The sequence below is a fragment of the Pseudomonas sp. UBA6315 genome (genome assembly GCF_002438125.1).
Classification (GTDB): Bacteria; Pseudomonadota; Gammaproteobacteria; order Pseudomonadales; family Pseudomonadaceae; genus Aquipseudomonas; species Aquipseudomonas faucium.
On the sequence record NZ_DJTF01000188.1, the window covers coordinates 12,832 to 39,175 of the forward strand.

Annotated in this window: 28 protein-coding genes and 1 riboswitch; of the genes, 23 read left to right on the forward strand and 5 right to left on the reverse strand. The window is 66.4% G+C overall.

Translation table 11 applies throughout. The features are described from left to right. The first annotated feature begins 73 nt into the window (after positions 1–73). Entirely contained in the window at positions 74–907 is an 834-nt protein-coding gene (gene mazG, locus B3E94_RS22735) for a nucleoside triphosphate pyrophosphohydrolase (protein ID WP_286915304.1), read from the forward strand. Positions 908–933: 26 nt separating this feature from the next. After that, positions 934–1,473: a DUF2058 domain-containing protein gene (locus B3E94_RS22740; protein ID WP_176515699.1), complete on the forward strand. Its 540-nt coding sequence runs from the start codon at positions 934–936 to the stop codon at positions 1,471–1,473. Between the two features lie 46 nt (positions 1,474–1,519). On the opposite strand, the gene B3E94_RS22745 is transcribed toward B3E94_RS22740, so the two are convergent. The 4 genes from B3E94_RS22745 to purM all read right to left on the reverse strand — a co-directional run bounded on the left by B3E94_RS22745 (position 1,520) and on the right by purM (position 4,304). Beyond that, the gene (locus tag B3E94_RS22745) at positions 1,520–1,702 is read right to left on the reverse strand and encodes a hypothetical protein (protein WP_176515697.1); all 183 of its coding nucleotides are present in this window, start codon (positions 1,700–1,702) and stop codon (positions 1,520–1,522) included. A 171-nt stretch (positions 1,703–1,873) separates the two neighbouring features. Beyond that, positions 1,874–2,584 carry a DUF3108 domain-containing protein gene (locus tag B3E94_RS22750; protein WP_176515695.1) on the reverse strand — a complete coding sequence of 237 codons (711 nt, stop codon included), beginning with the start codon at positions 2,582–2,584 and terminating at the stop codon, positions 1,874–1,876. An 8-nt stretch (positions 2,585–2,592) separates the two neighbouring features. After that, positions 2,593–3,246, reverse strand: coding sequence for a phosphoribosylglycinamide formyltransferase (gene purN / locus B3E94_RS22755; RefSeq protein WP_176515693.1), 654 nt, complete (start codon positions 3,244–3,246; stop codon positions 2,593–2,595). Beyond that, entirely contained in the window at positions 3,246–4,304 is a 1,059-nt protein-coding gene (purM, locus tag B3E94_RS22760; protein WP_176515691.1) for a phosphoribosylformylglycinamidine cyclo-ligase, read from the reverse strand. Before purM ends, purN begins: the two co-directional genes overlap by 1 nt. Before the next feature lie 381 nt (positions 4,305–4,685). Between purM and B3E94_RS22765 the strand changes: the two genes are divergently transcribed. The 5 genes from B3E94_RS22765 (at position 4,686) to B3E94_RS22785 (ending at position 9,198) form a co-directional block, all read left to right on the forward strand. Continuing rightward, positions 4,686–5,753 carry a DUF2066 domain-containing protein gene (locus B3E94_RS22765; RefSeq protein ID WP_286915305.1) on the forward strand — a complete coding sequence of 356 codons (1,068 nt, stop codon included), beginning with the start codon at positions 4,686–4,688 and terminating at the stop codon, positions 5,751–5,753. Positions 5,754–5,765: 12 nt separating this feature from the next. After that, a complete protein-coding gene (locus tag B3E94_RS22770; RefSeq protein ID WP_176515687.1) occupies positions 5,766–6,839 on the forward strand; it encodes an AI-2E family transporter in 1,074 nt (357 codons plus the stop codon). A 219-nt stretch (positions 6,840–7,058) separates the two neighbouring features. Continuing rightward, positions 7,059–7,766, forward strand: a complete 708-nt coding sequence (gene hda, locus B3E94_RS22775; RefSeq protein ID WP_145193312.1) for a DnaA regulatory inactivator Hda — start codon at positions 7,059–7,061, stop codon at positions 7,764–7,766. A gap of 127 nt (positions 7,767–7,893) precedes the next feature. Continuing rightward, on the forward strand, positions 7,894–8,529 hold the full coding sequence (locus B3E94_RS22780; protein ID WP_176515685.1) for a C40 family peptidase: 636 nt from the start codon (positions 7,894–7,896) through the stop codon (positions 8,527–8,529). Positions 8,530–8,664: 135 nt separating this feature from the next. Then, a complete protein-coding gene (locus B3E94_RS22785) occupies positions 8,665–9,198 on the forward strand; it encodes a C40 family peptidase (protein WP_176515683.1) in 534 nt (177 codons plus the stop codon). Between the two features lie 12 nt (positions 9,199–9,210). Here the strand turns inward: B3E94_RS22785 and B3E94_RS22790 are convergent, their stop codons facing one another. Further along, positions 9,211–10,527: a PQQ-dependent sugar dehydrogenase gene (locus tag B3E94_RS22790; RefSeq protein WP_286915307.1), complete on the reverse strand. Its 1,317-nt coding sequence runs from the start codon at positions 10,525–10,527 to the stop codon at positions 9,211–9,213. A gap of 151 nt (positions 10,528–10,678) precedes the next feature. Between B3E94_RS22790 and B3E94_RS22795 the strand changes: the two genes are divergently transcribed. The 16 genes from B3E94_RS22795 to B3E94_RS22870 all read left to right on the forward strand — a co-directional run bounded on the left by B3E94_RS22795 (position 10,679) and on the right by B3E94_RS22870 (position 26,161). After that, complete coding sequence (locus B3E94_RS22795) at positions 10,679–13,225, forward strand: dermonecrotic toxin domain-containing protein (RefSeq protein WP_286915308.1); 2,547 nt, start codon at positions 10,679–10,681, stop codon at positions 13,223–13,225. Positions 13,226–13,341: 116 nt separating this feature from the next. Beyond that, positions 13,342–13,563, forward strand: a riboswitch (cobalamin riboswitch). Positions 13,564–13,681: 118 nt separating this feature from the next. Further along, the gene (cobO, locus tag B3E94_RS22800; RefSeq protein ID WP_176515679.1) at positions 13,682–14,293 is read left to right on the forward strand and encodes a cob(I)yrinic acid a,c-diamide adenosyltransferase; all 612 of its coding nucleotides are present in this window, start codon (positions 13,682–13,684) and stop codon (positions 14,291–14,293) included. After that, positions 14,290–15,585: a cobyrinate a,c-diamide synthase gene (locus B3E94_RS22805; RefSeq protein WP_286915309.1), complete on the forward strand. Its 1,296-nt coding sequence runs from the start codon at positions 14,290–14,292 to the stop codon at positions 15,583–15,585. The genes cobO and B3E94_RS22805 overlap by 4 nt, the downstream gene beginning before the upstream one ends. Next, positions 15,582–16,232 carry a 5,6-dimethylbenzimidazole synthase gene (gene bluB, locus B3E94_RS22810; protein WP_286915311.1) on the forward strand — a complete coding sequence of 217 codons (651 nt, stop codon included), beginning with the start codon at positions 15,582–15,584 and terminating at the stop codon, positions 16,230–16,232. Before B3E94_RS22805 ends, bluB begins: the two co-directional genes overlap by 4 nt. Then, positions 16,229–17,137, forward strand: a complete 909-nt coding sequence (gene cbiB, locus B3E94_RS22815) for an adenosylcobinamide-phosphate synthase CbiB (RefSeq protein ID WP_286915313.1) — start codon at positions 16,229–16,231, stop codon at positions 17,135–17,137. The genes bluB and cbiB overlap by 4 nt, the downstream gene beginning before the upstream one ends. After that, entirely contained in the window at positions 17,130–18,122 is a 993-nt protein-coding gene (gene cobD, locus B3E94_RS22820; protein WP_286915315.1) for a threonine-phosphate decarboxylase CobD, read from the forward strand. The genes cbiB and cobD overlap by 8 nt, the downstream gene beginning before the upstream one ends. Continuing rightward, positions 18,119–19,573 carry a cobyric acid synthase gene (locus tag B3E94_RS22825; protein WP_286915316.1) on the forward strand — a complete coding sequence of 485 codons (1,455 nt, stop codon included), beginning with the start codon at positions 18,119–18,121 and terminating at the stop codon, positions 19,571–19,573. Before cobD ends, B3E94_RS22825 begins: the two co-directional genes overlap by 4 nt. Position 19,574: 1 nt before the next feature. Continuing rightward, on the forward strand, positions 19,575–20,096 hold the full coding sequence (gene cobU, locus B3E94_RS22830) for a bifunctional adenosylcobinamide kinase/adenosylcobinamide-phosphate guanylyltransferase (RefSeq protein ID WP_286915317.1): 522 nt from the start codon (positions 19,575–19,577) through the stop codon (positions 20,094–20,096). Next, entirely contained in the window at positions 20,093–21,148 is a 1,056-nt protein-coding gene (cobT, locus tag B3E94_RS22835) for a nicotinate-nucleotide--dimethylbenzimidazole phosphoribosyltransferase (RefSeq protein WP_286915318.1), read from the forward strand. The genes cobU and cobT overlap by 4 nt, the downstream gene beginning before the upstream one ends. Further along, positions 21,145–21,711: an alpha-ribazole phosphatase family protein gene (cobC, locus tag B3E94_RS22840; RefSeq protein WP_286915319.1), complete on the forward strand. Its 567-nt coding sequence runs from the start codon at positions 21,145–21,147 to the stop codon at positions 21,709–21,711. Before cobT ends, cobC begins: the two co-directional genes overlap by 4 nt. A gap of 1 nt (position 21,712) precedes the next feature. Then, the gene (locus B3E94_RS22845) at positions 21,713–22,447 is read left to right on the forward strand and encodes an adenosylcobinamide-GDP ribazoletransferase (RefSeq protein ID WP_286915321.1); all 735 of its coding nucleotides are present in this window, start codon (positions 21,713–21,715) and stop codon (positions 22,445–22,447) included. 115 nt (positions 22,448–22,562) lie between these two features. Next, positions 22,563–23,729: a glycoside hydrolase family 5 protein gene (locus B3E94_RS22850; protein ID WP_409521175.1), complete on the forward strand. Its 1,167-nt coding sequence runs from the start codon at positions 22,563–22,565 to the stop codon at positions 23,727–23,729. A gap of 42 nt (positions 23,730–23,771) precedes the next feature. Next, positions 23,772–24,176 carry a MarR family winged helix-turn-helix transcriptional regulator gene (locus B3E94_RS22855; RefSeq protein ID WP_176515663.1) on the forward strand — a complete coding sequence of 135 codons (405 nt, stop codon included), beginning with the start codon at positions 23,772–23,774 and terminating at the stop codon, positions 24,174–24,176. Positions 24,177–24,240: 64 nt separating this feature from the next. After that, entirely contained in the window at positions 24,241–25,443 is a 1,203-nt protein-coding gene (locus B3E94_RS22860) for an MFS transporter (RefSeq protein WP_373874221.1), read from the forward strand. Beyond that, entirely contained in the window at positions 25,440–25,562 is a 123-nt protein-coding gene (locus tag B3E94_RS22865; protein WP_286915322.1) for a hypothetical protein, read from the forward strand. The genes B3E94_RS22860 and B3E94_RS22865 overlap by 4 nt, the downstream gene beginning before the upstream one ends. Positions 25,563–25,609: 47 nt before the next feature. Continuing rightward, positions 25,610–26,161, forward strand: a complete 552-nt coding sequence (locus B3E94_RS22870; protein WP_286915323.1) for a glutathione peroxidase — start codon at positions 25,610–25,612, stop codon at positions 26,159–26,161. Positions 26,162–26,344: the final 183 nt, after the last annotated feature.

Here is a 26,344-nt window from a genome sequence, read left to right on the forward strand (position 1 = left end):
CATTCAGCCATGCACTGGCCCTGTGGGGGCGGGCTTGCCCCGCGAAGAAGGCACCACCGAAGGACCTGCCTAAATGACCTACACCCTCGAAGACCTGCTGCACCTCATGGCCCGCCTGCGCGACCCGCAATATGGCTGCCCATGGGACCTCAAGCAGAACTACGCGAGCATCGTCCCGCACACCATCGAGGAAGCCTACGAAGTCGCCGACACCATCGAGCGCGGCGACTTCGAGCACCTGCAGGGCGAACTCGGCGACCTGCTGTTCCAGGTGGTCTACTACAGCCAGCTGGCCCGGGAGGAGGGGCGTTTCGAGTTCGATGGCGTGGTCGACGGCATCACCCGCAAGCTCATCCGCCGCCACCCCCACGTATTCCCTACGGGCGAGTTGTATGCGCCGCTGGACACCCCCAGCCTGAGCGAGGCCCAGGTCAAGTCGCGCTGGGAAGAGATCAAGGCTGAGGAGCGCGCCGAAAACAGCGACCCGAAGCAGCTTTCGCTGCTCGATGACGTGCCTGCAACCTTGCCGGCCTTGTCGCGGGCAGCCAAACTGCAAAAGCGCGCGGCCACCGTCGGTTTCGACTGGCCCGAGGCCCTGCCGGTGCTCGACAAGGTCCGCGAGGAACTCGACGAAGTGCTGCAGGCCATGGCCGACGGCGATGCCGACGCGCTGGAAGATGAAGTCGGCGACCTGCTGTTCGCCGCGGTCAACCTGGCCCGCCACCTCAAGCAAGACCCGGAAAACGCCCTGCGCCGCGCCAACCGCAAGTTCGAGCGGCGTTTCCGCTTCATCGAACAGGCATTGCGCGACAGTGGTCGGGCGATTGAAGCATGTAACCTTGACGAACTGGACGCCCTTTGGGGGGAAGCCAAACGTCAGGAAAAGAACCTGCCCAGCTGCGGCTGAGTAGCTGCATAAGTGAGTGAACATCCATGAGTCTTTCCCTTCGCGATCAATTGCTCAAGGCCGGTCTGGTCAACCAGAAACAGGTCTCCCAGGCCAACAAGGCCGAGAAGAAACAAAAACGCCTGGAGCACAAAGGCCAGGTCGAAGTCGACGACAGCCAGCAGCGCCTGGCCAAGGAAGCCATGGCCGAGAAGGCCAAGCGCGACCAGGAGCTGAACCGCCAGCAGCAGGAAAAGGCCGAGCAGAAGGCCCGCGCCGCACAGGTCAAGCAGCTGATCGAGGCGACCCGCCTGCCCAAGCTGAACACCGAGGATTACTACAACTTCGTCGATGACAAGAAGGTCAAGCGCATCGCCGTCAACGCCCTGATGCGCAGCAAGCTGAGCAATGGCGCGCTGGCAATCGTTGCCCATGGCGGTGGCTACGAGGTGATTCCGCGTGAGGCGGCGGTGAAGATCCAGGAGCGCGACCCTAACCGCATCCTGCTGCTCAACACCCATGTCGAGGAAGCGGACGAGGATGACCCCTACGCGGCCTACAAGATCCCTGATGATCTGATGTGGTAAATGCAAAAAGCCCCGCCTAGGCGGGGCTTTTTCATGGAAGACGGGGTCATTGCGTGGTGCGCTGGTTTTCCAGGTCTTCGAGCTCTACGCGGTACTGGTGAGCTTCGTGTTCATTGTGGAACATGCCCACCAGCTGGCCTTGCTGGTGCACATCCCAGATCCGCACGCCAGCGGCCAGGCCTTCGTGGGACATTCTCGATTCGTCGCGTTCGGTTACTTGGACAGTCATCGGTAAACTCCACTTCTTGGGTTGGTTGCGACACTGTGTCGCACACCCCTTTTATAGAGTTTGTTAGCAGGCTAAGTAAATAAAACGGCGATGAAACAAGTTTCATGTTGGCGCGCCGACAAAAAGAAACCCCGCACCAGGCGGGGTTTCAGGCAAGCAGGCTACAGCGCTTCAGTTACCCTTCACCGTGCGGCCATCGACCGTGCCATCCTGCAGCACGATCACGTACTCCTTGCCATCGGTCTCGACCTGACGCAGTTGCACCAGCAGATAGTCCCAATCCTTGGCAAACCACAGCTCGGTGATGCGCTTGCTCTGGCTTGGGTCGCGCACGCGCTCGACCTTCACCGCATCGACCTGGCCGGTCTTGGTGGTGACTTTCTCGGTGCCCAGCACGCGGAAGTCGTAGGTGTCGATTTCGTCACCGTCGACCACCTGGTAGGTCATGCTTTTCTTGCCGGCGGCCACATCGTGCTGCAGGGCCAGCTGGTAGGACGACTTGTCCAGCACGCCACGGTTGAGCGGCAGGCTGATCGCGTCGCCGCGGTCGCTGCCGGTCACTTTCTTGGCGTTCCAGTCGAAGGTCAGGTCGACCTTCTTGGCCTTGCCCAGGCCGCCGCGTTCGAAGTGGTACTTCTGCGGCTGCAGGGTGTCGTTGTCCAGGCGCAGGGTGCTTTGCTCGGTCAGGCTGGCGATCATCATGGAAGCCTTGAAGTTAAGGTCCCATGTACCGTTGGCGTTTTTCACCAGGCTGCGTTCGGCAGTGCCACTCATGGGCAGTTGCTTCCAGTCGGCGGTGTAGCTGGCCGAGAAAGGCTTCAGGTCAGCTGCCTGGAGCGGCAGGGCAAGCACGGCAAGAGCCAAGAGCAGGGCGCGACGCATAAATTCTCCTAGGGTCGGATCAAGTGACCACTGGCCGGCAACGGCTGGCCATCCAGTAACGCACCCTGTTCGCCCAGGCGCAAGCGCCCCTCGGCAAACCAGTGCATCGCCAGCGGGTAGATCTGGTGTTCCTGGTGGTGCACCCGTTGCGCGAGGCTTTCAGCGCTATCGCCTGGCACTACCGGTACCACAGCCTGTACGACCAGAGGCCCGCCATCGAGTTCCTCGGTGACGAAGTGTACGCTGCAGCCGTGCTCGGCGTCGCCTGCTTCCAGGGCCCGGCGGTGGGTATGCAGGCCCTTGTACTTGGGCAGCAGCGACGGGTGGATGTTGAGCAGGCGGCCCTGGTAGTGGCGCACGAAGCCGCCGCTGAGGATACGCATGAAACCGGCCAGCACCACCAGGTCAGGGTTGAAACCATCGATGCGCGCCATCAGCGCCGCATCGAAGGCCTCGCGCCCGTCAAAGCCGGTGTGGTCCAGCACCGCGGTGGCGATGCCCGCCGCCGCGGCCCGTTGCAGGCCATAGGCATCGGCGCGGTTGGAAATCACCGCGACGATGCGTACTGGGCTGGCTTCACCGCGGCTGCTGTCGATCAGGGCTTGCAGGTTGCTGCCGGAACCCGACAGCAGTACCACGACATTGCAGGGCGAACTCGGCATCAGTGTGCCTTGAGGTTCTGCAGCTCGACCTGGGCTGCGCCTTCGGCGGCCTGTTCGATGCGGCCGATGACCCATGGCTGCTCGCCGGCGGCGCGCAGTTCGTTCAGGGCCGCTTCGACCTGGTCCTGGGCCACGCAGATGACCATGCCCACGCCGCAGTTCAGCACACGGTGCATTTCGTGCTCATCGACGTTGCCTTTTTCCTGCAGGAAGTCGAACACCACCGGGCGCTGCCAGCTGGCCACGTCGATCACGGCCTGGGCGTTGGCCGGCAGTACGCGCGGGATGTTGTCCAGCAGGCCGCCACCGGTGATGTGGGCCATGGCCTTGACGGCGCCGGTGTTCTTGATCAGTTGCAGCAGCGGCTTGACGTAGATGCGGGTCGGCGCCATCAGCAGGTCGGTCAGCGGCTTGCCGTCGAGCTGGGTGTTCTCGATGTCGGTGGCCGACACTTCGAGGATCTTGCGGATCAGCGAGTAGCCGTTGGAGTGCGGGCCGGAGGACGGCAGGGCGATCAGCGCGTCACCGGTAGCGACCTTGGAGCCGTCGATGATTTCGGCCTTTTCCACCACGCCGACGCAGAAACCGGCCAGGTCGTAGTCTTCGCCTTCGTACATGCCCGGCATCTCGGCGGTTTCGCCGCCAACCAGGGAGCAGCCAGCCAGTTCACAGCCGGCGCCGATGCCGGTGACCACGGTGGCGGCCACGTCGACGTTGAGCTTGCCGGTGGCGTAGTAGTCGAGGAAGAACAGCGGCTCGGCGCCACAGACCACCAGGTCGTTGACGCACATGGCGACCAGGTCCTGGCCGATGCTGTCGTGCTTGTTCAGGTTCAGCGCCAGGCGCAGCTTGGTGCCGACGCCGTCGGTGCCGGAGACCAGCACAGGCTGCTTGTAGCCGGCCGGGATCTCGCAGAGGGCGCCGAAGCCACCCAGGCCACCCATGACTTCAGGGCGTGCGGTGCGTTTTGCCACGCCCTTGATGCGTTCGACCAGTGCTTCGCCGGCGTCGATGTCTACACCGGCGTCCTTGTAGCTCAGGGAGGGTTGCTTGCTCATTGATCCAGGCCTTTAAGAGGGAGGGATTCGTAAAAACGACCGTGACGGCCAAGGCCGGCTGGGAGGCGGCGGCTATCTGAAACGTCAGAGGTCTGTGAAGGCGCGCGATTTTATCAGGGTTGCCGGGCAGCGGCCATCCTCAGGCCGACGGGCAGGGCAGGAAATGCTGAAAATCATGGCCAATCGAGCGGCAATGCAAACCTGTGGGAGCCGGCTTGCCGGCGATGGCGGCGCCACAGCCTGGGTGACAGCCATTTCACCCACGCTCACTGGTTGCCACGGCCAACCCTCTATAAGGTAGTGGGAGCACTTTGCCCTCAGCAACGGTCCCACCCTGCGCTACGCTCACGTTGTTCCGTGTTATCTGGACAGGAATCCTGCATGCGACTTCTCAATTACCTGGCAGCGGGTTGTCTCGCCCTTGCCAGCCTCGCCGCCCAGGCGGAAAACGTCTCCGGCCTCTACCAGGTGCGCGAGGCCGTCGAAGGGCAGGGCGCCGAAGCCCGTACCGCCGCCACCGCCAAGGCCCTGGATACCCTGGTGCTGCGCCTGACCGGCGACCCCAAGGCGGCGCAGAGCCCGGCGCTGGCCGAGCTGCGCAAGGACCCGCAACAAATCATCAACCAGGTCGGCACCGACGCGGGCCCGCCCGAATCGGTGATGGTCGAGTTCGACCCCGGCAGCACCGAGCGCGCCTTGCGCAAGGCCGGGCTGGCCCTGTGGGGCAGCAACCGGCCATCGATCCTCGGCTGGTGGCTCAACGACAACGCCGAAGGCAGCAACCTGGTCGGCGATGGCCAGGCCAGCGCCCAACCCCTGCGCCGCGCCGCCCAGCACCGTGGCCTGCCACTGCGCCTGCCGCTGGCCGACCTGCAGGAGCAGCTGGTGGCCAATGCCAAGCAACTGGAAGGCAGCGACCCCGCGCCGCTGCGCCAGGCCGCCGAGCGTTACGGCGCCGATGCGCTGCTGGCGGTGCACGCCCAGGAGGCCGACGGCAAGTGGCAAGGCAAGTGGCAGCTGTGGCTGGGCAAGCAGCACGAACAAGGCAATGCCGAAGGGGCCGACCAGGCCGCGCTGGCCGACGCGGTCATGCTCGCCGTGAGCAACCGCCTGGCGCCACGCTACGTGACCCGGCCGGGCGCCAGCAGCCAGTTGCAGTTGCAGGTGCAGGGCATGAACCTGCAGCGTTATGCCGAACTGGGCCGTGTGCTCGAACCCTACGGGCCGCGCCTGCAGCTCGCCGACGGCAATACCCTGACCTACGCCGTGACCGCCGACCGCGAGCAATTGCGCGCCCAGCATGGCCTGGCCAAGTTGCAGGAAGTGCCGGCCGAACAGGCCCCCGCCCTGGCTGCACCGCCCGCAACGGGCACCCCGCCGGCGCCGGGCCAGCCCGCCGCCGCCCAGCCTGCAGCCAAGCCGTTCGACGGCTTGCGCTTTCGCTGGTAAGGAGTGATGCACATGCTCGATACCCGTCGCTGGATCTGGCTGGGCGCAGCCCTGCTGATTGCCGTGCTTCTTTATAGCCTGCACAACATTCTTTCACCGTTTCTGATCGGCATCCTGCTCGCCTACCTGGCCGATCCGCTGGTCGATCGCCTCGAGCGCCTGGGGCTTTCACGCACCTGGGGCGTGGTCGTGGTGTTCGGCCTGTTCACCCTCATCCTGCTGGCCTTGCTGCTGGTGTTGGTGCCGATGCTGGCCAAGCAGTTGCTGCGCCTGTACGAACTGGCGCCGCAGATGCTCGACTGGCTGCAGCATGTGGCGCTGCCCTGGGTACAGCACCGCCTGGGCCTGGCCGATGGCTTCTGGAAGTTCGACAAGATCAAGGCCGCGATTGGCGAACACATGGGCCAGACCACCGACATCGTCGGCATCGTGCTGTCCCAGGCCACCGCCTCGAGCCTGGCGCTGATGGCCTGGCTGGCCAACCTGGTGCTGATCCCGGTGGTGGGCTTCTACCTGCTGCGCGACTGGGACGTGATGATGGCCAAGCTGCGCAGCCTGCTGCCGCGCCAGCGAGAGGCGCAAGTGGTGGGCCTGGCCGGTGAGTGCCATGAAGTGCTGGGGGCGTTCGTGCGTGGCCAGTTGATGGTGATGCTGGCATTGGGCGTCATCTATTCTGCCGGCCTGATGCTGGTGGGGCTGGAGCTGGGCTTGCTGATCGGCATGCTGGCGGGCCTCGCGGCCATCGTGCCGTACATGGGCTTCATCATCGGCATCGGCGCGGCGCTGGTGGCCGGATTGTTCCAGTTTGGCGGCGATCTCTACCCGATGTTGGGCATCGTTGCCGTGTTCATGGTCGGGCAGGCGCTGGAGGGTATGGTGCTGACGCCGCTGCTGGTCGGCGACCGGATCGGCCTGCATCCGGTGGCGGTGATCTTTGCCATCCTTGCCGGTGGCGAGCTGTTCGGCTTTACCGGCGTGTTGCTGGCGTTGCCGGTGGCGGCGGTGATCATGGTGCTGCTGCGCCATGTGCATGACCTGTACAAGGAGTCGGACATGTATGCCGGGGATATCGACCCTGAGTTATGACAGCGGGGCCGCGTTGCGGCTCTTTCGCCGGCACGCCGGTGCTCTCACTGTGAGAGGCGGCTTGCCGGCGAAAGGGCTGCAGCGCCGCCCCATCCACTGCAACTCGTTGATTTTGCTTGTGCTATGTGCCTGCGCGATTGTGCCCACCCGCGTTGCGGGTATAGACTTTGCACACCGTTCATTTAAGGCCCCCTGTGGTCCTCCCGACCGCCCGCCAGCATGAAACCACCGATCCAGTTGCCCTTGGGTGTGCGTCTGCGCGACGACGCCACCTTCATCAACTACTACCCGGGCGCCAATGCCGCGGCATTGGGCTATGTCGAGCGGCTTTGCGAAGCTGACGCCGGCTGGACCGAGAGCCTCATCTACCTGTGGGGCAAGCAGGGTGTCGGCCGCAGTCACCTGTTGCAGGCTGCCACCCACCGCTTCCAGCAGCGCGGCGAGCCTGCCGTGTACCTGCCGTTGGCGCAGTTGCTCGAGCGTGGCGTGGAACTGCTCGACTACCTGGCGCAATACGAGCTGGTGTGCATCGATGACCTGCACGTGATCGCCGGCAAGGCGGACTGGGAAGAGGCCATGTTCCACCTGTTCAACCGCCTGCGCGACAGCGGCCGGCGCCTGCTGCTGGCGGCCTCGGCTTCGCCGCGCGAGCTGCCGATCAAGCTGCCCGACCTCAAGTCGCGCCTGACCCTGGCGCTGGTGTTCCAGATGCGTGGCCTGTCCGATGAAGACAAGCTGCGCGCCCTGCAGCTGCGTGCCTCGCGCCGTGGCCTGCACCTGACCGATGAAGTCGGCCATTTCATCCTCACCCGCGGTACCCGCAGCATGAGCGCACTGTTCGACCTGCTCGAGCGCCTCGATCAGGCGTCCTTGCAGGCGCAACGCAAGCTCACGATCCCGTTCCTGAAGGAAACGCTCGGCTGGTAAACCCCGTGATTACAGGGCTTTGAGCGGCAAAACGAAAAAGTCACATCTTTTTCGATAAAATTTGCAAATGGTCCCGATAGAAGGCATAGTTTCCCCCTTCTAAAGGATTACAGACACGGTCGTGCCCATGCTCAAGCGCTTCGCACCCCTCGTGCCACTCGCACTCGTGACCCTGCTGATCGGCTGCGCGGCCCAAGGCCCGGTTTCCCAGCCCCAGGATCACACCCCGGTCGCCAGCCAGGCGGCCATCAAAGCCAAGGCTTCTGCTTCGTCGGTATTCGGTGAAGAAGAGCAGGCAACCGAAGATGACCTGGAGGCCTTCTCCAGCAGCAAGCCTTACCAACTGCCGGTTCTGGCCGACAGTATCCTCGAGCGCGGCATGTCGTTGATCGGCACCCGCTACCGCTTTGGCGGTACCACCGAGGCTGGCTTCGACTGCAGCGGTTTCATCGGCTACCTGTTCCGCGAGGAAGCTGGCATGAACCTGCCGCGTTCGACCCGCGAAATGATCAACGTCGACGCGCCCAAGGTAGCCCGCAACAAGCTCAAGCCAGGCGACCTGCTGTTCTTCAGCACCAACGGCCGTGGCCGCGTCAGCCATGCCGGCATCTACCTGGGTGACAACCAGTTCATCCACTCCAGCAGCCGCCGCAGCGGTGGCGTGCGCATCGACAACCTCGGTGATCGCTACTGGAGCAAGACCTTCATCGAAGCCAAGCGTGCCTTGGCCATGGCGCCGACCAGCGATATCGCGCGCAACTGATAGCAAAATGCTATATTCTCCCACGGCGGCGAGCTTAAAAAGCTCGCCGCCGTGCGCATTTACAGAAAGCGTCTAATCTAAATTCTCAACTCTTTTCGGCTGCGGCCGTGCGGTCTCAGACAGGATGTTCTGGCCATGGCGATAATGGCGCGTTTCGCATTCTTTTCCCTGGTGGCATTGCTGGCTGCCTGCTCCAGCCGTGCGCCTGCGCCCGCTCCTGTGGTGCAACCCAAGGTCACCTACAGCCAACCCGATGGCTCGCCCATTGCCGACGACGTGCTGATCCGCGCGATCGGCCTGGTGGGCACGCCTTACCGATGGGGCGGCAACACGCCGGATTCCGGGTTCGATTGCAGCGGCCTGATCGGCTACGTGTACCGCGATGCGGCGGGTATCAGCCTGCCACGCTCCACGCGCGAGATGATCGTCATGCGCGCGCCGACCGTGGACGCGAAATCGCTGCAATCGGGTGACCTGGTGTTCTTCGCCACCGGCGGTGGTTCGCAGGTCAGCCACGCCGGTATCTACGTGGGGGAGGGCCGCTTCGTGCATGCGCCTTCGACCGGCGGTACGGTCCGCCTGGACTACCTGTCCAACAGCTATTGGGCCAAGGCCTACCTGCAGGCAAAGCGGGTCATCCCCCAGGGCCATCTGGCCCAGAACCCCTGATCACGCCAGGCGCTACGGCGCCTTGCTGACCCGCCACACCACGTTGCCGACATCGTCTGCCACCAGCACGCCACCGCGCCTGTCATTGGCAACCCCGACGGGCCGGCCCATGGCCTTGGCGTCACTGTCGAGAAAGCCGGTGAGCAGGTCCACCGGCTGCCCGCTGGGTTTGCCGCTGCTGTCGAACGGCACGAAAATAACCTTGTAGCCACTGTGCGGCTTGCGGTTCCACGAACCGTGCTGGCCGACGAATGCCCCGTGGTCGAAGGGCGCCGGCAGTGCACCCGGTTCGGCGAACGCCAGGCCCAATGAGGCGGTATGCGGGCCGACGGCGTAGTCCGGCACCATGGCTTGGGCGACCTTCTGCGGGTTTTGCGGCTGCACGCGTTGATCGACATGCTGCCCGTAGTAGCTGTAGGGCCAGCCATAGAAACCGCCATCCTTGACCGAGGTGATGTAGTCCGGCACCAGGTCGCTGCCAATCTCGTCACGTTCGTTGACGGCAGTCCACAACGCGCCGCTGTGCGGTTCCCAGGCCAGGCCATTGGGATTGCGCAAGCCTGAAGCGAAAACCCGATGGGCGCCGCTGGCCGCATCCACTTCCCAGATCGCCGCGCGGCCCTGCTCCTGGTCCAGGCCGTTCTCGCCGACATTGCTGTTCGAACCCACCGTCACGTACAGCTTCTTGCCATCGGCGCTGGCGATCACGTTCTTGGTCCAGTGGTGGTTGAGCGGGCCGCCGGGCAAGTCGGTGACCTGGGTGCCGGCCTCGCGGATCTGCGTGGCCCCTGGCACGTAGCGAAAACGCAGCAGTTTGTCGGTGTCGGCGACATAGAAGTCGTTGCCCACCAACGCCATGCCAAACGGTGAGTGGAGCCCATCGATGAAGGTGCTGCGGGTTTCGGCGACGCCGTCATGATCGGCGTCGCGCAGCAGGGTGATGCGGTTGGCACTGGGCACGCCGGCCCCTGCGCGCTGCATCACCTTGCCCATTACCCAGCCCCGTATGCCTTTGCCCTCGTCGGGCCTTGCCGGGGCATTGGTTTCGGCCACCAGCACATCGCCATTGGGCAGCACGTACAGCCAGCGGGGGTGGTCCAGGCCGCTGGCGAACGCCGTCACTTGCGTGCCAGGCGCGGCCTTGGGCTTGGCGCCTTGGGGCCAGCCGACCGCCGGGGCGATGTTCACGGTCGGTATCAGGGTGTCGTTCGGTGCTGGCAGGCGAGGTGTCGGGCCACTGCCGTCGCTGACCTGCAGCTGTGCGGTTTCAGCGCAGCCTGCGAGGCTGGCGACCAGCAGCAACACCTTCGTGATTGCGGATCCGTTCATGTGTGCCACCCTCGCGAGCAGGTCTGTATTGATTGTGAGAGGCGCCAGCGCTGCCAGGTTCAATCGACACCGCGCCCTACACATCTACTGCCAGCCGTTCGTTGCCCTGTCCAGCATGGCCATCCCTATGCAGAAGGCTTTGGAGTGGGTGATGAACACCGTCAATGAAACAATGGAACGCCAGCTCGATGCCTCGCAGGCCCTGCGGCCTCTCACCGACCTGATCGAGGAAATCGTCCGTGAATACCCAGACCCCAGCGTGCTGGCAACCGAGCAGGCGAGGCGCATCCTGCTTACCCATACCGGCAAGCGGATAGACCCGCGGTTCGTCTGGTGGCACCAGTTCGAAGGCACCAGTGCCAGCAGTTCGACCAGCTTCACGGGCTGGCAACACAGAGGGCCGCCCAGCAAGTCCATGCATCTCACCGAGCTGGTGGTGCATCGTTTCGACGCAGCCTTTCAGCAGGCGCCCGACCAGTTGGCGGTCTATGGCGGCTTCTACCGACAGGGGCCGCAGGCCCTGCAGTTCGATACCCACAACGAAGTGGGCATGCTGGGCAGCGATGTGCAAAGTGACCTGTGGGCCCTGGATTTCGCCGTGGCCTACCGCGCCAAGGTCGAACATTTTCTGACCACCCAGCGCCAGCATTTTCGCGTCCTGGCCAAGATCTGCCTACTTGGCCATATCGCCGAGGCGCTGGCTGCCGCGCGCATTACCCGCGATGACGGCGAGCGCCTGCGTGCGTTGGTCGCCGATGGCTTGCCGGCCGATGAACTACCCACCTTGGCCACGCTCGAGCAGGACAGCACGACCAGTACCCTGACGCTGAGCCGCTACGTGCTCGACCCCGCGGATGGCGGCTGCATGTACAGCCTGGAAGCGGCCGATGGGCGGGTGGTGCTGTATCTGCCCTGGGCCGTGGAAGCGCTCAGGGCGTTCGGCTCGGCCCTGGCCATGGCCCGCTGGTTGCGTGAACACCTGCATGACAGCCAAAAGCTCGACGCCTTCAAGGCGGCAGCCTATGGCGATGCGCGTGACCCTGCGCGCACCCACGCGGTGGCAACGCATCTGCAGGGCATTGCCGGCAGCGCCTCGGAGCAGGCCGCTTTGGCGTTGCTCAATTACCTGAAGCGCCCGATCACGGAAGACATGTTCACCTACCTGATTGGCCTGGTTGCCCGCGAGCTGCGCGAAACCGCCAGCTTGATGACCAACAATGCGGATTTGCGCAACGCGATCTGGCGTGGCTACCTTGCCGCCTTTCTCAAGGTGTTCGGTGGTTTCGCGCCGCTGGGCTGGCCGATGTCGCTGGCCTTGCTCGGTGCCAGCGTGGCCAAGGTCGGCCTGGATGTGCAGGCCGCCGCGCGTGCCGGCGACGACCAAAGCCGCAGGGAAGCGCTGCGCACGGCCATCCTCGACAGCGTGCTCGCGGCCTTCAACATGGTCGACTTCGGCTTTCAATCGAGTTTCGCTTCCCTGGCACGGCCCGCTGCGCCACACGAGTCCGGCGTTTCGCTGGAGCACTGGCAGGTGGCGCAGCCGGCGCAACTGCCGCTCGAGGGGCAGGAGAGCAACGTGCTGCTGACCGGCGAGGTGGGGCAGGCGGGCCTGCTCAGAGGCGTCGGTGTCAGCGATGACGGCATTTGCTGGATCACCCTGAACGGGTTGTCCTTTCATGTGCGCTACAGCCACGAACTGTCCTGCTGGCTGATCGTGCCCAACAATAACCCCTATGCCTTCGGGCCACTGTTGCCGGTGCGCCTGAATGCCAATGGGCAATGGGAGCTGCTGGTTGCACCGGGCCTGCGGGGCGGCGGCTCATCGCCGATCGCTGACGTGGCTGACATCGGCTCGCCGTTCTGGGATGTCTACGCCACGGCTGACGGCACCCAGAGCAGCAGGCTGTCCGCCAACGCCTTGCGGCGGCAGAAAAAACTGCTCGAAAGCTGGATGATTCCGACGCTTGCGGCCGACAAACGCCCGGACCTGGATGGCAACGGCCTGGATTGCGTCATGGTCCACGGCTTGCCCGAATACTCCTATCGCTATCAGCGCGAGTACTACAACTCGCTGATCGAGTACTACACCAGCGATGAATCGAGGGTTAACGAGGTGTTGCGCCATGGTGTCTATCACTATGGTGACGAAGACAGCTACCTGGGCAACCTGGCCGACTCGCTCGACCGCCTGCCCAAGAGCAACGCCGTCAATCTTTACCGCGGCGGGCATGTGTCGCGCGGCACGGGCGGCCGGTTATACCGCAGCGGTCATCTGAAGGTCGGCGATGTGCTGGTCAATACCGACCTGACTTCGTTTACCGAAAACCCGTACAAAGCCACCGACTTCGCGTCGCAAGTCACAAGCCAGGGCAGCGCGACGGCGCGCACCTTCGACGACAGTTCGGTGATTTTCGGGCTGCCGGCCGGCCACTACCATGACGGCACGCCGGTCAGTGCCTTCTCGCTGTACTGGGACGAAGCCGAGACGCTGTTCCTGCCTGGGCATTACTTTCGCATCGACAAGATCGAGCAGGTGCACGGCGTCGACTACCGCTTCATCCTGGTGACGCTCGGCCAGGTGAGCAAGCCTGCCGAAGGCGCCGTGTACGACCTGCGCACCGGTCTGGCGTTCGACCTGGCGGCCTACCGTGCACGTATTCGCACGCCGGCGCTGGCGCAACGTTTCTTCCCGCAGTAACGGTGCAGGCGTCCAAGGCACCGCGCCGCTGAAGCGCACAGCCCATCGTCGGCCAGCCGGCGCTGGGCTGGGTGAAATCGCCCCGGTTCGATTGACGCTCCCCATTCAACCCTCTAACCTTCGCGCGTGTTTCAGGTGCCCCGCCAGCCCCGTCTGGGCAGGGTGAAACTGGGAAGCCGGTGGGCGCCGCAAAGGTGCGATTCCGGCGCTGCCCCCGCAACGGTAGGTGAGTACAAAGGCCGCGCAGGGCCACTGGGTGCCAGCATCCGGGAAGGCGCGCAGGCTGGGGCCAAGGCCCGCTCACGAGCCCGGAGACCGGCCTGATACTGCCAACGGCATCACGGAGGGTGATGCGCGGTGCACCGTGGCCTGCTGCCGCGGCCCTGCGCGTTCTCCGTCTGCCCGCCTATCGACCTGTCGCCGCCGCTTGCGTGGCGCCAGCCTGCGGAGAACCCCATGAGCGAAACCACCGACCGCGACGAACGCCACCTGGCGCGCATGCAGCGCAAGAAGGCGATCATCGACGAGCGCATCGCCAATTCCCCTAACGAATGCGGCCTGCTGCTGGTGCTGACCGGCAATGGCAAGGGCAAGAGCAGCTCGGCCTTCGGCATGCTCGCCCGCGCCCTGGGCCATGGCATGCAGTGTGGCGTGGTGCAGTTCATCAAAGGCCGCAACAGCACCGGCGAAGAGTTGTTCTTCCGCCGTTTCCCCGAACAGGTGCGCTACCACGTGATGGGCGAGGGCTTCACCTGGGAAACCCAGGACCGCCAGCGCGACATCGCCGCCGCCGAAGCCGCCTGGGCCGTTTCGCGCCAGCTGCTGCAGGACCCCTCGGTGCAGTTCGTGGTGCTCGATGAGCTGAACATCGCCCTCAAGCACGGCTACCTCGACCTCGACCAGGTACTCGGCGACATCCAGGCCCGGCCGCCGATGCAGCATGTGATCGTCACCGGCCGCGCGGCCAAGCCCGAGATGATCGAGCTGGCCGATACCGTCACCGAGATGGGCATGCTCAAGCACGCTTTCCAGGCCGGCATCCGCGCACAGAAGGGCGTGGAACTGTGAGCCAACCCCGCCATTGCCCGGCCGTATTGATTGCGGCGCCCGCCTCCGGCCAGGGCAAGACCACCGTCACCGCCGCCCTGGCACGCCTGCACCGCAACCTCGGGCGCAAGGTACGGGTCTTCAAGTGCGGGCCGGACTTTCTCGACCCGATGATTCTCGAGCGCGCCAGCGGTGCGCCGGTGTACCAGCTCGACCTGTGGATGATCGGCGCCCAGGAAAGCCGCCGCCTGTTGTGGGAAGCGGCCGGCGAGGCCGACCTGATCCTCATCGAAGGGGTGATGGGCCTGTTCGACGGCACGCCGTCCAGCGCCGACCTGGCACGCCACTTCGGCGTGCCGGTGCTGGCGGTGATCGATGGCACCGCCATGGCCCAGACCTTCGGCGCCCTGGCCCTGGGCCTGGCGCGTTACCAGGCCGACCTGCCGTTCGCCGGCGTGCTGGCCAACCGGGTCGGCACGCTGCGCCATGCGCAGCTGCTCGAAGGCAGCCTGACCGAGGGCCTGCGCTGGTATGGCGGCCTCGCGCGCGAGCGCGGCATCGAGCTGCCCAGCCGCCACCTGGGCCTGGTGCAGGCCAGCGAACTGAATGACCTGGATGCCCGCCTGGACGCTGCCGCCGAGGCCCTGGGCGCCAGTTGCGATGCGGCCTTGCCGCCGCCGGTGAGCTTCGCCGAAGCCGAGCCGCAGGCCTGCCGCGCATCGCTTGCCGGGGTGCGCATCGGCGTGGCGCGGGACGAAGCCTTTGCCTTCATCTATGGCGCCAACCTCGACCTGCTGCGCCAGCTCGGCGCCCAGCTCGAGTTCTTCTCGCCACTGCACGACCGCGAACTGCCGGTGGTGGACAGCCTGTACCTGCCCGGCGGCTACCCCGAGCTGCACCACCACGCGCTGGCCGCCAACACGCCGATGTGCCAGGCGATCCGCGCCCACCATGAGGCCGGCAAGCCACTGCTGGCCGAATGCGGCGGCATGCTCTATCTGCTCGATGCCTTGACCGATGTGGCTGGCGAGCGCGCCGAACTGCTCGGCCTGCTGGCGGGCGAAGCGACCATGCAGAAGCGCCTGGCCGCCCTGGCCCTGCAGGCGGTAGAGCTGCCGGAAGGCACCCTGCGCGGGCACACCTACCATCATTCGCTGACCAGCACCGAACTTGCGCCGATCGCCCGCGGCCTGAGCCCCAATGGCGGGCGCGGCAACGAGGCGGTCTACCGCCAGGGGCGCTTGACCGCCTCCTACGTGCACTTCTACTTCCCCTCCAACCCCGATGCGACGGCGGCGCTGCTGCAACCATGAGCGAACACGCTTTCAGCGCTGCCGAGCGCGCCGCAATCTACCGGGCGATCGGCGAGCGCCGCGACATGCGCCACTTCGCCGGCGGCACGGTAGCCCCCGAGCTGCTCGGCCGCCTGCTGGCCGCCGCGCACCAGGCGCCCAGCGTCGGCCTGATGCAGCCCTGGCGCTTCATCCGCATCAGCCAGCGTGACCTGCGCCAGCGCATCCAGGCGCTGGTCGAGCAGGAGCGCGCACGCACTGCCGAGGCCCTTGGCGAGCGCTCGGACGATTTCATGAAGCTCAAGGTCGAAGGCATCAACGACTGCGCCGAAGTGCTGGTGGCGGCCTTGATGGACAACCGCGAACCGCATATTTTCGGCCGCCGCACCTTGCCTGAAATGGACCTGGCCTCGCTGGCCTGCGCCATCCAGAACCTGTGGCTGGCAGCGCGGGCCGAAGGGCTGGGCATGGGTTGGGTATCGCTGTTCGACCCGCTGGCGCTGGCCGAGCTGCTCGGCATGCCGGCGGGCGCCAAGCCGGTGGCGGTGCTGTGCCTGGGGCCGGTGGCGGCGTTCTACCCGGCGCCGATGCTGGCGCTGGAACACTGGGCCGAAGAGCGGCCCTTGGGTGACATGCTGTTCGAAAACCAATGGGGAGAGCGCCCATGAGCGTGGCCTTGCTGACCGTGGCCGGCGTGGCCCTGGATGCCTTGCTGGGCGAGCCGCAGCGGCGCCACCCGCTGGTGGCCTTCGGTAACTTTGCCGTGAGCCTGGAGCGGCGCCTGAACGCCGGTGGCCGTGGCTGGCGCAGCCATGGCGTGAGCGCCTGGTTCCTGGCCGTGGTGCCCTTGACCCTGGTGGCCTTGATCCTGTCCTGGCTGCCTTACATCGGCTGGCTGGTGGACGTGCTGGCGCTGTATTGCGCGCTGGGCCTGCGCAGCCTTGGCGAGCACGTGCTGCCGGTGGCCAATGCCTTGCGCCAGGGCGACCTGGAAGAGGCACGGCGGCGGGTGGGCTACCTGGTCAGCCGCGAAACCCGCGAGCTGGATGAGCCCGCCGTGGCCAGGGCGGCCACCGAATCGGTGCTGGAGAACGGCAGCGATGCGGTATTTGCCGCGCTGTTCTGGTTCATCGTCGCCGGCGCGCCCGGGGTGGTGCTGTACCGCCTGAGCAATACGCTGGATGCCATGTGGGGCTACCGCAACGAGCGCTTCGAGCGCTTTGGCTGGTGCGCGGCACGCATCGACGACGTGCTCAACTATATTCCCGCCAGGCTCGTGGCGCTGACCTACGCAGTGCTCGGCAAGACCCGCCTGGCGCTGGCCTGCTGGCGCAAGCAGGCGCCGTTGTGGGACAGCCCCAATGCCGGGCCGGTGATGGCCGCAGGTGCGGGTGCGCTGGCCGTCGAGCTCGGCGGCCCGGCGGTGTACCACGGTGAGCTGCACGAGCGCCCGCGCCTGGGCGAGGGGCCGATGGCCGATGCCGACGCCATCGAGCGCGGCTGGAGCCTGGTGCAGCGCGGCGTGTGGCTGTGGCTGCTGCTGATTTGCCTGGGAGCGTACCTCGATGCTTGAACATGGCGGCCGCCTGCTGCGGGCGATACGGCACTACGCAATTGCCCGTGAAGACTGGCTGGACCTGTCCAGCGGCATCGCGCCCTGGCCTTACCCGATTCCGGCCATCCCCGTGGAGGCCTGGGCGCGCTTGCCGGAAACGGACGACGGCCTGGAAGCTGCGGCCTGCCGCTATTACCGCGCCCATCAAGTGCTGGCGGTGGCCGGTTCCCAGGCGGCGATCCAGGCATTGCCGCACCTGCGCCCGAGCGGCCGGGTCGGGGTGTTGTCGCCGTGCTATGCCGAGCATCCGCAGGCCTGGCAGCGCGCCGGGCATAGCCTGGTCGAGCTGCAGGAAGCCGAGGTCGAGGCGGCCCTCGACAGCCTCGACGTGCTGGTGCTGGTCAACCCCAACAACCCCACCGGCCTGCGCGTGCCCCGCGAACGCCTGCTGCACTGGCATGCCCGCCTGGCCGCGCGCGGCGGCTGGCTGCTGGTCGACGAAGCGTTCATGGACAACACATCGCAGTACAGCGTGGTGGATTGCGCCGAGCGCCCTGGCCTGATCGTGCTGCGTTCGTTCGGCAAGTTCTTCGGCCTGGCCGGGGTACGCCTGGGCTGCGTGGTGGCTGAACAGCCGCTGTTGCAGCGCCTTGCCGACCGGCTTGGGCCGTGGACCGTCAGTGGCCCGGCGCGGGTCGTGGCCCAGGCCTGCTTCGCCGACCAAGCCACCCATCAGCTGCAGATCGCCCGCTGCGCCCAGGCCAGCCAGCGCCTGGCCACCTTGCTGCAGGCCCATGGCCTGGCACCGAGCGGCGGCTGCGACCTGTTCCAGTACGTGCGCAGCGAGCGGGCCGCGCACCTGCATGATTTTCTCGCCCGCCGCGGCATCCTCGTGCGCCTGTTCGAGCAGCCCGCTGCCGTGCGCCTGGGCCTGCCCGCCTGCGCCGCGGACGAACAGCGCCTGGCCCAGGCCCTGGCCGCCTATCAGAAGGAAACGGCATGACCACCCTCATGGTACAAGGCACCACCTCCGATGCCGGCAAGAGCACGCTGGTCACCGCCCTGTGCCGCTGGCTGCTGCGCCAGGGCATCCGCGTGGTGCCGTTCAAGCCGCAGAACATGGCGCTCAACAGCGCGGTGACCGCCGACGGCGGCGAGATCGGCCGCGCCCAGGCGGTGCAGGCCCAGGCTTGCCGGCTGGCGCCGCACACCGACATGAACCCGGTGCTGCTCAAGCCCAACAGCGACACCGGCGCCCAGGTGATCATCCACGGCCGTGCGGTCACCAGCATGAATGCGGTGGCCTACCACGACTACAAGGCCATCGCCATGCAGGCCGTGCTGGCCTCGCACCAGCGCCTGAGCGCGGCCTACCCGGTGGTGATGGTGGAAGGGGCCGGCTCGCCGGCGGAGATCAACCTGCGTGCGGGCGATATCGCCAACATGGGCTTTGCCGAAGCGGTCGACTGCCCGGTGATCCTGGTTGCCGACATCAACCGTGGCGGCGTGTTCGCCCACCTGGTCGGGACCCTGGAGCTGCTGTCACCGAGCGAGCAGGCGCGGGTCAAGGGCTTCGTCATCAATCGCTTTCGCGGCGACATCGCCTTGCTGCAGCCTGGCCTGGACTGGCTGGAGGCGCGTACCGGCAAACCAGTGCTGGGCGTGCTGCCCTACGTCACCGACCTGCACCTGGAAGCCGAAGACGGCATCGACGTGCGCCAGGGCAGCAAGCACGAGCGCGTGCTCAAGGTCATCGTCCCGGTGCTGCCGCGCATCAGCAACCACACCGATTTCGACCCCCTGCGCCTGCACCCCCAGGTGGATTTGCAGTTCATCGGCCCTGGCCAGCCGATCCCGCCGGCCGACCTGATCATCCTGCCGGGCTCCAAGAGCGTGCGCGGCGACCTGGCGCAACTGCGCGCGCGCGGTTGGGACGCGGCCATCGCTCGGCACCTGCGCTATGGCGGCAAGCTCATCGGCATCTGCGGCGGCCTGCAGATGCTCGGCCAGCAAGTGCACGACCCGCTCGGCCTGGAAGGGCCGGCCGGCTCAAGCCCAGGGCTGGGGCTGCTCGACTACGCCACGGTGCTCGAAGCCGACAAGCAACTGCGCAATGTCGCCGGCACCTTGAGCCTGGAAGATTCGCCAGTGGCCGGCTACGAAATCCATGCCGGCGTCACCACGGGCGCGGCGCTTGAGCAGCCCGCCGTGCAGCTTGCCGACGGCCGCGCCGACGGTGCGATCAGCGCCGATGGCCAGATCCTTGCCACGTACCTGCATGGCCTGTTCGAAGGCAGCCAGTCGTGCGCCGCACTGCTGCGCTGGGCGGGCCTGGCCGATGTGCAGCCCATCGATTATCAAGCCCTGCGCGAACGCGACATCGAACGCCTGGCCGACCTGGTCGAGCAGCACCTGGATACCGAATACCTGCGCCAACTGTGCGGAGCCGCCTGACATGCTCAACCTGATCCTCGGCGGCGCCCGCTCGGGCAAGAGCCGCCTGGCCGAACAGCTGGCCAGCGACAGCGGCCTGCCAGTGACCTACATCGCCACCAGCCAACCCCTGGACGGTGAAATGAACGAACGGGTGCGCCTGCACCGCCAGCGCCGACCCGCCCACTGGGGGCTGGTCGAAGAGCCCGTGGCGCTGGCCAGCGTGCTGCGCGCCGAAGCCGCCGAGGGCCGCTGCCTGCTAGTGGATTGCCTGACCCTGTGGCTGACCAACCTGCTGATGCTCGAAGACCCGCAGCGCCTGGCCCAGGAGCGTGACGCGCTGCTGGCGTGCCTGGCGCAGTTGCCCGGCACGGTGATACTGGTCAGCAACGAAACCGGCCTGGGCGTGGTGCCCATGGGCGAACTCACCCGGCGTTACGTCGACCTGGCCGGCGAGCTGCACCAGGCCGTGGCCGAACGTTGCCAGCGCGTGGTACTGACCGTCGCTGGCCTGCCTCTGATGCTCAAAGGACCTGCACTATGAACCAACCCTGGTGGCGTGACGCCTGCCAACCCCTCGACAACGCCGCCATGGACCAGGCCCGCGCCCGTCAGCAGCAGCTGACCAAACCCGCAGGTTCGCTTGGCCAGCTAGAGGGCCTGGCGGTGACGCTGGCCGGGCTGCAGGGCTGTGAGCGGCCGAACCTGGATCAGGTCGCCATTACTATTTTTGCCGGCGACCACGGCGTGGTCGAGGAGGGCATCTCGGCCTACCCGCAGGCGGTGACCGGGCAAATGCTGCGCAATTTCGTCGGCGGTGGTGCGGCGATCAGCGTGCTGGCGCGCCAGCTGCAGGCCAGCCTCGAAGTGGTCGACCTCGGGACCATCGACCCGCAGCTGGAGCTGGCCGGGGTGCGCCACCTGCGCCTGGGCGCCGGCACCGCCAACTTCGCACGCCAGCCGGCGATGACCGATGCGCAGCTGCAGGCCGCGCTGCAAGCGGGCCGTGACAGCGCATTGCGCGCCGGGCAAAACGGCGCACAGCTGTTCATCGGCGGCGAGATGGGCATTGGCAACACCACGGCCGCCGCGGCGCTGGCCAGCACCTTGCTGGGTTGCCCGGCGCGCGACCTCAGCGGCCCCGGCACCGGCCTGGACACCGCTGGGGTGCGGCACAAGGCCGAAGTGATCGAGCGTGCCCTGGTGCTGCACGGCCTGCGCGCCGACCAGCCCGAGCAGGCCCTGGCCTGCGTCGGCGGTTTCGAGATCGCCGCGCTGGCCGGCGCCTACCTGGCGTGTGCGCAGCAGGGCATCGCAGTGCTGGTGGACGGCTTCATCTGTAGCGTCGCGGCACTGGTTGCCGTGCGCCTCAACCCGCAATGCCGTGCCTGGCTGCTGTTCGCCCACCAAGGCGCTGAGCCGGGCCACAAGGCCTTGCTCGCGGCGCTGGACGCCGAGCCGCTGCTGGCCCTGGGGCTGCGCCTGGGCGAAGGCAGCGGTGCGGCGCTGGCGGTGCCATTGCTGCGCCTGGCCTGTGCCCTGCACGGGCAGATGGCGACCTTCGCCGAAGCGGCGGTGGCGGACCGCCCGGCATGATCCTCGATTTGCTGCGCCACGGTGAAACCGAGCAGGGCGGCGGCCTGCGCGGCAGCCTCGACGACGCCCTGACCGACAAAGGCTGGGCGCAGATGCGCGAGGCCGTGGGCGAAGGCGGGCCTTGGCAGGTGCTGGTCAGCTCGCCCTTGCAGCGCTGTGCGCGGTTCGCCGATGAACTGGGCGTGCGCCTTGGCCTGCCAGTGCAGCGCGAAGCCGACCTGCAAGAGCTGCATTTCGGCGAGTGGGAGGGGCGCAGCGCGCTGCAGATCATGCAGACCCAGGCGGACGAACTCGGTCGCTTCTGGGCCGACCCCTATGCCTATACGCCGCCTGGTGGCGAGCCGGTGAGCGCCTTCGAACACCGTGTGCTGGCGGGTATCGAGCGGCTGCGCTCGCAGCATGCGGGCAAGCGCGTGCTGCTGGTCACCCATGGCGGCGTCATGCGCCTGCTGCTGGCGCGTGCCCGAGGTTTGCCCCGGGAGCAGCTGTTGCAGGTCGAGGTCGGCCATGGCGCCCTGGTGCGACTGGAGCTGACCGGCGAGCGCCTGCGAGAGGTGGTTTGAGATGCTGCCTCTGTGGATCGCCTTGCAGTTTCTCAGCAGCTTGCCAGTGCGTTTGCCGGGCATGCCCGAGCCCCGGCAGGTCGGCCGCTCGTTGCTGTTCTATCCCTTGGTCGGCCTGCTGTTCGGCCTGCTGTTGTGGCTTGCCAGCCACCTGCTGCAGGGCACGCCGGCACCACTGCACGCGGCCCTGCTGCTGACGCTGTGGGTGCTGCTCAGCGGCGCCTTGCACCTGGACGGCCTGGCGGACAGCGCCGATGCCTGGCTGGGCGGCTTCGGCGATCGCGAGCGCACGCTGCAGATTATGAAGGACCCACGCAGCGGGCCGATTGCGGTGGTGACCCTGGTGCTGGTGCTGCTGCTGAAGTTCTGCGCGCTGTGGGTGCTGGTCGAGCGTGGCGCGGGCGCGCTGCTGGTGCTGGCGCCGGTGGTGGGGCGCGCGGCGATGCTCGGCTTGTTCCTCGCCACCCCCTACGTGCGCAAGGGCGGCCTGGGCCAAGCGTTGGCCGAACACTTGCCGCGGCGTGCCGCCATTTGGGTGCTGCTGGCCAGCCTGCTGGCGTGCCTGGTGCTGGGCGGGTGGAGCGTGGCCTGGGTGCTGCTTGGCGCGTTTGGGGTGTTCTGCTGGCTGCGGCGGCTGATGTGCCAGCGCCTGGGCGGGAGCACCGGGGATACGGCCGGGGCGTTGCTGGAGCTGCTTGAACTCACGGTGCTGCTGGGGCTGGCGCTGATGCCTTGAGCCCGCAGCGGCTGGTCATTTTCAGCAACGCATCAGTCCCCCTTGCTGCGGCCTTGCGCGGGTATGCTCGGCCTCCTTCCCAATCGGTCAAGGAGGCCATGCCATGCACCGCTTGATGCTTGTCGCCTTGTTGATGTTGATTTCGCCGCTGGCCAGCGCCGCAGACCTCATCGACTTCTGGAACACCCCTCGTCACGGCGGCAACAGCTTCAACCGCCTGCCGCCTGATCAGGCCTATTTCGAAGCCCTGCGTGGGTACGGCGCCACTTGGGTGCGGTTGTCCTACGATAAATGGCAGCCGGCCCAGCGCGACGTTCTGCTGGGCGACGCCGACCATTACCAGGGCCTGGCCAAGGCGGACCTGCAACGTCTGCGAGAGACACTCGACCATGCCCATCAGGCAGGGCTCAAGGTGGTCATTGCGCCACTGTCACTGCCGGGCATGCGCTGGTCGCAGAACAACCAGGGCCAGTTCGACGACCGTTTGTGGCAGGACAAACGCTATTGGTCACAGGCCGCCGCGTTCTGGCGTGACCTGGCCGGCGAGCTGAAGGATCATCCGGCCATCGCCGCCTACAACCTGATCAACGAACCGGCCCCGGAGAAGCAGGGCGGCCTCGCAGAGCATGCGCCGGCGCAGCAGATGCAAGCGTGGTACGAGCAAGCCCGGGGCAGTGCCCGCGACTTGCCGGCGCTGTACCGCCAGCTGCTGGCAGCCATTCGCGAAGTGGACCCACACACCCCGGTCATGGTCGACGCCGGCTGGTACGCCGGCGCCGATGCGTTCAGCTACTGGCCCGAGGCGCTGGCGGACGAGCGCGTGCTCTACAGCCTGCACATGTACGAGCCCTATGCTGCCACCAGCGCGCCGAACATCACGCGCCAACCGCCGCTTGCCTATCCTGGCCCGGTGCCCTTCGCCGGGCAGCGCCAGCACTGGGATGGCCAGCGCGTCGCCGAGTACCTGGCCAGGCCAGTGGCGTGGGTGGATGCGATGAAGGTGCCGCGTTCACGGCTGGTTGTCGGCGAATTCGGCTGCATGCGGCGTTTGGCGGGGTGCCGGCAGTACCTGGAGGACGTGCTCACGGTGCTGGAGCGCGAGCGGCTGCATTGGGCCTTCTACAGCTTTCGTGAAGACAGCTGGGATGGCATGGATTACGAACTCGGCTCGGCCAAGGTGCCAGGGCGCTATTGGCAGGCCATCGAGCAGGGCGCCCCGGACCCCTTGCCCCGCCGCGCAACGGTCGAGTTCGAGCCGATCCGGCAGCGCCTGGCACCCTGAAATTTCTTGCAACAGCCAAGTTGCGGGTATATACACGTATCCATGTTGACCAGTGAATGCATCTGCACCCATTTGCGTCGCGCCGCCCGTGGGGTGAGCCGGCATTACGACGAGGCCCTTGCCGGCTTCGGCATCAATGTCGCCCAGTTTTCCCTGCTGCGCCATCTGCAGCGGCTCGACCGTCCCAGTATCACCACCCTGGCCGAGGCCATGGGCCTGGAGCGCAGCACCCTGGGCCGCAACCTGCGGGTGCTGGAGGCCGAGGGCCTGGTGGCATTGGCCGACGGTGACGACCAGCGCAACCGCGTGGTGCTGCTGACCGAGGCGGGCGCTGCGCGCCTGCAGGTGGCGTACCCGGCTTGGGAGCTGGCGCAGCAGGCATTGGTCGAGCACCTGGGCGAAGGGCCGCGCGATGAACTGGTGCGGCTGCTGGAGCGGCTGGCCTGATCGACCACGATTAAACGCGGGTATATACCCGTATCAACCTTGCGATGTGCTGGAGATAACGACAATGACTTCGGTGTGGCGAACCAGCGGGTGGGTTCTGGTAGGGGCGGCATTGATCCTCGCCCTGTCACTGGGTGTCCGGCATGGCTTCGGCCTGTTCCTGGCGCCGATGAGCGCCGATTTCGGCTGGGGCCGCGAGGTGTTCGCCTTCGCCATCGCCCTGCAGAACCTGATCTGGGGCCTGGCCCAGCCCTTTGCCGGTGCGCTGGCTGACCGCCTTGGCGCGGCGCGGGTGGTGATCATCGGCGGCATTCTCTACGCCGCTGGCCTGCTGCTGATGAGTACCGCCGATTCGGCCTGGTCACTGTCGCTCAGTGCGGGCCTGCTGATTGGCATCGGCCTGTCCGGTACCTCGTTCTCGGTGATCCTGGGCGTGGTGGGCCGCGCCGTGCCGGCGGAAAAACGCAGCATGGGCATGGGCATCGCCAGCGCCGCGGGCTCCTTCGGCCAGTTCGCCATGCTCCCCGGCACCCTGGGCTTGATCGAATGGCTGGGGTGGTCGGCCGCCTTGCTGGTGCTGGGCTTGCTGGTCGCCTTGATCGTGCCCTTGGTCAGCATGCTCAAGGATCGCCCGCTGCCCAGCCATGGCGTCGAGCAGACACTGGGCCAGGCCCTGCGCGAGGCGTGCTCGCATTCCGGCTTCTGGCTGCTGGCCCTGGGCTTTTTCGTGTGTGGCTTCCAGGTGGTGTTCATCGGTGTGCACCTGCCGGCCTACCTGGTCGACCAGCATCTGCCGGCAACTACCGGCACCACGGTGCTGGCGCTGGTGGGGCTGTTCAATATCGTTGGCACCTATACCGCTGGCTGGCTCGGTGGGCGGATGTCCAAGCCACGCCTGCTGACGGCGTTGTACCTGCTGCGGGCGGTGGTGATCGGCTTGTTCCTGTGGGTGCCGGTGAGTGCGGTCAGCGCCTATCTGTTCGGCATCGCCATGGGGCTGCTGTGGCTGTCTACCGTGCCGTTGACCAACGGCACCGTGGCCACGCTGTTCGGTGTGCGCAACCTGTCCATGCTCGGTGGCATCGTGTTCCTGTTCCACCAGTTGGGCGCCTTCCTGGGCGGCTGGTTGGGGGGGGTGGTGTATGACCAGACTGGCAACTATGACCTGGTCTGGCAGATCTCGATCCTGCTCAGCCTGCTGGCGGCTGCGCTCAACTGGCCGGTGCGCGAGCGCCCGGTGGCGCGCCTGCAGGCGCAAGCCGCATGAACCGGCACCTTGCCCGTGGGCTGCTGCTGGTGGCCGCGGCGCTGGTGGTGGCGGTGGTGTGGTGGGGTTGGCACCGAGGCGGCTTGGCGTTGATGCAACTGGGCATGGGTGTTTGTTAAGCGCTACCCTGCAAGTTCAAGCAATTGTCTAGCGGGAGAACCTGACGATGCGTGCACATTGGTTGACGATGCCGTTGCTGGCGTTGCTGGCGGCCACTTCGAGCTGGGCGGCCGAGTGCCCGGCGCTGTTGCAGGGCAGCTTGCCTGAGCTTCGGGGCAAGGAGCAGGTCGACCTGTGCCAGCGCTTTGCGGGCAAGCCGCTGGTGGTGATCAATACGGCGAGCTATTGCGGGTTTGCGCCGCAGTTCGAGGGGCTTGAGGCGACCTACAAGGAGTACCACGGGCAGGGGCTGGAGATGCTGGGTGTGCCTTCGAATGACTTCAAGCAGGAAGATGCCGACGCGCAGAAGACGGCCAAGGTTTGCTATGCCAATTATGGCGTGACCTTCACCATGACCAAGGCGCAGGCGGTGCGGGGCAAGGATGCGATTCCGCTGTTCGTAGAGCTGGCGCATCAGAGCAGTGCGCCGAAGTGGAATTTCTACAAGTACGTGGTCGATCGCAAGGGCAAGGTGATCGGCAACTTCTCAAGCCTGACCAAGCCGGATGATCCAGCGTTCCGCTCAGCTATCGAGAAGGCGATTGCCTCCCACCCTTGAGCATCCAAGTCGCTCTTGCTCTTGCCGTTGCTTTGCTCTTCATGCGCGCAAGTTCAGACGCCACAGATTGCGACTTCAGGAGGCCGAAAGGAGGGCATGCGGAGGGAGGCGACGGGCATGGATGCCCATCGAACGCTGAGGGCCCATGGGTGGGGCCTGCAGCGCGAACACCCGGGAGCAGGC